General features: G+C 58.4%; 4 protein-coding genes. 2 read left to right on the top strand and 2 right to left on the bottom strand.

Annotated elements, in window-relative coordinates:
• Positions 1-323 precede the first annotated feature (323 nt).
• Both AC1D1X_RS18635 and AC1D1X_RS18630 read left to right on the top strand, forming a co-directional pair.
• Positions 324-941, top strand: a complete 618-nt coding sequence (locus tag AC1D1X_RS18635; protein WP_477668206.1) for a DUF502 domain-containing protein — start codon at positions 324-326, stop codon at positions 939-941.
• A 120-nt stretch (positions 942-1061) separates the two neighbouring features.
• Positions 1062-2417 carry a dicarboxylate/amino acid:cation symporter gene (locus tag AC1D1X_RS18630; RefSeq protein WP_477698855.1) on the top strand — a complete coding sequence of 452 codons (1356 nt, stop codon included), beginning with the start codon at positions 1062-1064 and terminating at the stop codon, positions 2415-2417.
• Between the two features lie 100 nt (positions 2418-2517).
• Here AC1D1X_RS18630 and infA read toward each other — a convergent pair whose 3' ends face one another.
• Complete coding sequence (gene infA / locus AC1D1X_RS18625; protein WP_092132708.1) at positions 2518-2775, bottom strand: translation initiation factor IF-1; 258 nt, start codon at positions 2773-2775, stop codon at positions 2518-2520.
• 62 nt (positions 2776-2837) lie between these two features.
• On the bottom strand, positions 2838-3074 hold the full coding sequence (locus tag AC1D1X_RS18620) for a hypothetical protein (protein ID WP_477668208.1): 237 nt from the start codon (positions 3072-3074) through the stop codon (positions 2838-2840).
• Between the last annotated feature and the right edge of the window lie 443 nt (positions 3075-3517).

Genomic DNA, 3517 nt, shown 5'->3' with positions numbered 1-3517 from the left:
AGGTAACTTTCAGCATCGGCGCTTGCTCAGGTGCAAGCACGATGTGAGCGGGAAGAAGACCTGGGTCGGGGTTCATGTCAGCGCTGGGCTTGAGACTGTGGGGTTGATTGATTTCTTTGGGAAGCAGCAATGGGCAGTGGCATCACTGCGACAGTAGTTTAAGCACGAGACAGTGACATATCGCAGTGATTAGTACCGCAAAAATGTAGGAGAAGACCGACAACCCTCGGCGAGGCGCGTCATGCGAAATGGTTATATTGCAGGCTAGCCAGAAAAATGCACCATGCGCAACGCGCCTTAACGAAAAAGCCAACGAAAAGCCCATGAAAAGCCTCTATAAATATTTCTTTCGTGGCCTCATCACCATCCTGCCGGTGGCACTGACGGTATACCTTCTTTATATCTTCCTGGCGTGGATGGAAACTGCCGCCCTGTGGATCCTGCGCCCTCTTATCGGCAGTTTTTACCTGCCCGGCATGGGTCTGGCGTTCGGCATCCTGACCATCCTGGCGATTGGCTTCCTGGTATCCCAGCAAAGTGTGCGCAAAGTGCTGTCTTTCGCGGAATTGCCGTTTACCAATTTGCCGGTGGTCAAAAGCATCTACTCGTCGCTCAAGAGTTTTGCCGACTACTTTTCGCCTTCGGGCAAGCAGGGCGAGCAAAGCGTGGTGATATTGCGCATGCCTGGGCACGCGATGGAAATCGTGGGCCTGATCACACGTCGCAGCTTTGCCGACCTGCCTTCCGGATTCCTTCCGGGTGAGCGTGTTGCGGTTTATTTGCCCATGGGCTACATGATCGGCGGCTACACGGTGTTTGTGCCGACGGAGTGGGTACAGCCCATCGACATGTCGGTGGAGGAAGCCATGCGCTCGTCACTGATTGCGTGGATGGCCCGCCCGCCGGCCTCAGGTACTGGCAGCGGCAGCCCGGCCGGCTGAGCTTGCGCCGGAGCGGCGTAAAGATTTGTTATCTGTGGTTTCCCACATGGACAAATCGCGTGGCGGGGCTATATTGAACCCGTCCCCCACAACCCGCGCATTCGCTGATGCGACCCGGCCATGACAAGCACAACGACAACGAAGACAAGCCGCAAGCCACCCCTTTACAAATCGCTTTACTTCCAGGTGATCTGCGCCGTGATCGCCGGTGTGCTGCTGGGGCATTTTTACCCTGAGGCCGGAAAGCTCATGAAGCCGCTGGGCGACGGCTTCATCAAGCTCATCAAGATGATGATCGCACCCATCATCTTCTGCACCGTCGTGATCGGCATCGCCGGCATGGAGGACATGAAGAAGGTCGGCAAGACCGGCGGCCTGGCGCTGCTGTACTTTGAAGTCGTCAGCACCTTCGCGCTGATCATCGGGCTGGTCCTGGTCAACGTATTCAAGCCGGGCGAAGGCATGAATGTCGACGTGTCCACGCTGGACACCAAAGCCATCGCGGCTTATACCGGCCCCGGGAAGATGGTCGGCACGACCGACTTCATCATGAACATCATTCCGTCCACCGTGGTGGATGCCTTCGCCAAGGGTGAAATTCTGCAGGTGCTGCTGATCGCGGTGATGTTCGGCTTCGCGTTGCACCRTTTCGGCGGGCGCGGCACGCTGGTGTTCGACTTCGTCGAGAAAGCCTCGCATGTACTGTTCACCATTGTCGGCTTCATCATGAAGGTGGCGCCCATAGGCGCTTTCGGCGCAATGGCCTTCACCATAGGCGCTTATGGCGTGGACAGCCTGGTGTCGCTCGGCAAGCTGATGGCCGCTTTCTATGCGACCTGCCTGATCTTCATCTTCGTGGTGTTGGGCACCATTGCGCGCCTGCACGGGTTCAGCATCTGGAAGTTCATCAAGTACATCAAGGAAGAGCTGCTGATCGTGCTGGGCACCTCGTCGTCCGAGTCCGTGCTGCCGCGCATGATGGAAAAGATGGAGAACCTGGGCGCAAAGAAAACCACCGTCGGCCTGGTGATCCCGACCGGTTATTCGTTCAACCTGGACGGCACCTCGATCTATCTCACGATGGCGGCGGTGTTCATCGCGCAGGCCACCAACACGCCCATGACCCTCACGCAGGAACTCACGCTGCTGGCGGTGCTGTTGCTGACTTCGAAAGGCGCGGCAGGCATCACCGGCAGCGGATTCATTGTGCTGGCCGCCACGCTGTCGGCGGTGGGTACCGTGCCTGTGGCCGGGCTGGCGCTGATTCTGGGGATTGACCGCTTTATGTCGGAAGCGCGGGCGCTGACCAACCTGATCGGCAATGGCGTGGCCACGATAGTGGTCGCCAAATGGACGAATGATCTGGACACGGATCGGCTAAAGGCCGGACTCAACAACGAGAGCTGGGTCGAGGCCCAGGAGCCCGAAGTGCTGATCAACAAGAAGACCGAGCACATGGCGACCGGCCGGCGCTAGGGCCTGTTCACAGTTCAGGGAAAAACGACAAAGCCCGGCAAACGGAGGATTCTCCGCCTGCCGGGCTTTGTGCTTTTTTGGGGCGCGACGAGCCGCCGGTTTAGCGAGCCTGGCGCGGTGCCGGGCCGGGGCCGCGGCCAGCGATATGGCGGAAGGTGATGCGGCCCTTGCTCAGGTCGTAGGGCGAGAGCTCCAGCGACACCTGGTCGCCGGCAAGGATACGAATATGGTTTTTCCGCATCTTGCCGGAGGTATAGGCCACCAGTTTATGGCCGTTGTCGAGCGTGACGCGAAAGCGCGAATCAGGCAACACTTCGTCTACCAGCCCATGCATTTCAATCAGTTCTTCTTTGGCCATGATGTAACTCCTAGGGAATTGGAAAAATTGTCAGTGATGTCTGTTGTAAGGGCTGGCAAGGCTTATGCGCAGGCCGGCGTCGAACGCTCGTGGATCCAGCCGAGGGCATGTTCCGTCGCGTAATGCACGGCCGCGGCCGCACTGTCGAAAAGGCCGCTGAAGCGCATCACACGGTCATGCGTGGCGCTGCCGCTGCCTGAGCGGATGGAGACCGATGCAGCGTAGCGTTCGCCTTGCTGCTTGGCCAGTGGTGAGACAAGGTACTTGCCCACCGCGATTTTGGTGTGATCTACGTTCATAAAAAGTCCGTGCCGGGTATGTGTCCCGGCTTGATAAATAAGGAGTAATCGGCTTGCGAGCAAGCCGGCGGGTGTTCGGTGTCCACCCACCTGGCCCTTGTCAGGGGCTGGGCTGGTTGAGCCATGCGTGGCACTGTCGGGAATAGTGCTCGCCGGAAAAACGGAACAGTGTTGAGAGGGTTCAGGGCTGTATGGGCACTGAAAACACTGTGGATTCGGGCTCTGGGAAGCGCCGCAATTGAGAAGGAAACCTGTTGGGAAAAGGCCTCGATGAAAAAAGCTGATGCTTTACCGAAGCTCTTATTGTAACCGCCCAGCGGAAATCACGCTTTTTACCTGATACGGCCATCACAAACCGCTCTTTCTTAGCAAGCAGGGCCGCGGAACCGGCTTTGCCGGGCCGCAGGCGCAGCGGCCCCCTCGGGGGGCAGGAAGCTACACGC

Source organism: Polaromonas sp. P1_G4, assembly GCF_056405475.1.
This window is presented reverse-complemented; position numbering and strand designations above follow the sequence as displayed.